We start from the raw sequence: 3,450 nt of genomic DNA, 5'->3' as shown, positions 1-3,450 counted from the left end.
CTGCTGTCTTTCCTTCTTTTGTATAGCTTTGCCAACCTATATCTTGGACATGTGTTTGATATTCAACACTTGGTGTCTGTTTGACTACTGTTACCTTACATTCTGCTTTCTTTCCATTGCTTGTCTCTACTGTGATTGTTGTTTCTCCTAATGATAAGCCTGTTACTTTTCCATCATCTACTTTTGCTATATTTGGATTACTGCTTGTCCACACTAATTTCTTATCATCTGTCGTATCATTTGGATTGATTGTTGCTTGTAAAGTTTGTGAATTTGTTTGTTCTAACTTTAAAGTAGTTTTATTTAATGAAACGGACTCAATATGGCTTAATACATGTATTTTACAACTTGCTTCTTTACCGTTTTGAGATTTAACAGTTATTGTTGCTATTCCTCCACCAATAGCAGTAACTTTTCCATTACCATCTACAGTTGCTACTTTTGTATTACTGCTTGTCCATGTCAATGTTTTATCTTCAGTAACATCATTTGGATTAATAGTTGCTTCTAATTGATATGTTTTACCTTTTTCTATAGTTTCATTTTGTGTATTTAAATCAATCGATTTAACTGAAATAATTGATTTTACATTACAAGTATCTTTTACACCATTTACAGTTTCTGCAGTAATAACTGCTTCTCCAGCTCCCTCTGCTTTGATATTTCCATTATCGTCTACAGTAACAACATCATCATTACTTGATGACCAATGAATAGTTCTATCCATTGTTGTATTAGAAGGTCTATAACTTACACTTAATTTATCAGAGCTTCCTTTTTCTAAAATAACTTCTTTCTTATTTAATGTAATTTTATTAATTAGCTGATTGTCTGTTACTAATCTAAATTTTATAGCTTCTATGTTATTTGTCTTATCCCCTGCAACATTTCCTTCATCTACCCAATCTTGCCATCCTTTATTTGATAAATGAACTTGATACTGTAATTTATATCCTACAAAATTATTAAATTCAAAACTTACTGCTTTAATCGCTTTTTCTTGCCCTGTAGTGCCTAATACTGTATTAGATTTAATATCTGTGTACTCTTGCCATCCTTTACCATCAACATAGACTTTACCATTTAAATTATAATTATCTTCTCCATCCATACCAATTTGAATTGCTTGCAAAGGAATACCTTTTCCTACAGTTCCAGCAATTTGTGAATCAGGAACATATGATAGCCACCCTGTATTAGCAATATGCCCTCTATAATATATTTGTGGATATTCAACCTTCACACTATCATCAGCTACTAATCTAAAATCAATAGCTTGAATATCCTTACTCGCATTTCCAGCATAATTTCCTTGTTTTACCCATGATTGCCATCCTAAATCAGAACTATGAACTCTATACTCCAAATGATATCCAGGAACATTTTCCAAGTTAAACATTACTTGTCTCATGGCATTACCATTAGATCCAATAGTATCCTCATTTTCAATATTGTCATAACTCAATGTTTGAGATGAAGTTTTGACAATTCCAGATAAATGTGAAGAATTAGGCATATTATTTAGTTTAAATCTTAATTGGTACAATGGTAAACTTCTTCCTGTTGTTCCAGCTGTATTTGGCTCAACAAAATAGGGTAGCCATTCTACACCAGCGTTATTAGCACAATATTCTAAATATGGTGTACTATTATCTCTTCCTAATGGTTGATTAATATGATTACTAGAATCATATCCATAGAAATTTGAAAAGCAACTTACATCAACTTCACCATTAACGCCTGAAACATGTCCATTTGATTGATATTGCCAACCATAAAGTCCTTTGTAATAATTGTTAACAAATCTCATTTTTTTACCATATTGTGCTACCCAAGAAACATATTTATGTATTCTTGGACTATTTAAATTTGAATTTAAATAACTAGTGTAACTATACACATGTGCTGTATATCCATTAGCATTTAAAATACTAATAAATGTTTCTGCATTTGCTGCATTTTGATCAACACTTAACCCTGCAACTGAACTATTAGATTCCATATCATAATAAACGGGGTATTGTAATTCTGAAGGTCTTACCCCATATTTTTTTAATAACCCTACAACATAATTTGCTTCATTTGCAGCTTTTGATGTATTAGTAGCATAACTATACATATAAATACCAAATGGCATTCCGACATTTCTACATCCTTGCAAATTGTTTCCAAATTGTGCATCTTCATGCATATTTCCTCCAGCAAAAGATGTTATTCTTAATATAGCTCCATCAACACCGCCTGATTTGACCGCAGACCAATTAATACCACCATTATAAGATGAAACATCAATTACTTTTTTACATTCACCATAACCAAAACGAACACCATCGCCATCATACATAGCTTTTTTCCCATTTTCATATCCCCAGCTTAAATCATATCCAGATCCTCTAACTAGAGATTGAGATATTTGGCTTTGTGAATTATTTTCTGTAATATATCCTGTCCCCTCATAACCGTCAGGATTAGACATCACTCCATCTTGAAAATTTTCATCTTCACTTACACTATAACTATATCGTGAAAGATCATCATTGCTATTATCTAATGCAAAAACCGAAACCGGTGAGATCATCGATAAACATAAAAACATGCTTAATACTTTCTTCACTATAAATTCCTCCCTAAAAACAATTTATATTATATATATCAAAAAAATAAATAACAATTAAAAAATGATAGATTGCTACCATTAATCTATCATTTTTTTAATATTTATGTAGATTCGTACTATAATCAATAAGAATTCTTGTATCATTGTGTAAATTTTGTAACGTATAAATCATTGTTGATTCTGGAATTGAAATACAACCTGCTGTAGCATTTCCGGTATCGCAATGTAAAAATATTGCAGAGCCTCTTCCAGGTATACAGTCTGTATTAAAATTAACAGCAATTGCATATTTATAAGCTTTTGTATATTTTGCCAAATGTTCTGCTGAATTCCATTTTTTTCCAGTTTGAGAAATATCAACCAATTTATTATAATAAATGCTATTACTATCATCCACCCAATAATGATTATTATTAAGTTTCAAATATGATCTTGTCGAACCAGGATTATTAGCTATACCAAAAGCTTGACCTAAAGTATAAATTCCTGTTGGTGTTTTTTTATCGCCTTCAGAACTTTTACCTATTCCATTTTTCCCAACTCTACCAGCTACCGAATAATTATTAGACCAATATCCATCATTTCCTTTTGTATGCATAGATACTGTAGCATAATTAGAATTATTTGCAGAAACAATTATCAATTGTGATACATTTTTAGAAACATTTAAATTTGGAACAAGAAAATTATAATTATAAAAACAATGATCTGTACTTCCTGGTGCACTTCCACCTTTTTCTACTAGCTTGATTTCTATCGCTTCTAGTCTATATGAATATCCTTCTGTCCCTGCACTTTCTCCATTCTTTGCCCAGCCTAACCAGCCAAATTCT

At 31.1% G+C, this 3,450-nt stretch carries 2 protein-coding genes; both read right to left on the bottom strand.

The window, feature by feature from the left end; genetic code table 11:
- The coding region (locus ACR0P1_RS07620; RefSeq protein ID WP_432645807.1) for an Ig-like domain-containing protein at window positions 1–2,614 on the bottom strand (2,614 nt) is incomplete at its 3' end.
- 97 nt (window positions 2,615–2,711) lie between these two features.
- The coding region (locus ACR0P1_RS07615) for a L,D-transpeptidase family protein (RefSeq protein WP_432645806.1) at window positions 2,712–3,450 on the bottom strand (739 nt) is incomplete at its 5' end.

Source organism: Methanobrevibacter sp. (assembly GCF_050872065.1).
Classification (GTDB): Archaea; Methanobacteriota; Methanobacteria; order Methanobacteriales; family Methanobacteriaceae; genus Methanocatella.
The sequence above is the reverse complement of the archived record's forward strand: the minus strand, read 5'-3'. Positions and strand labels throughout refer to the sequence as shown.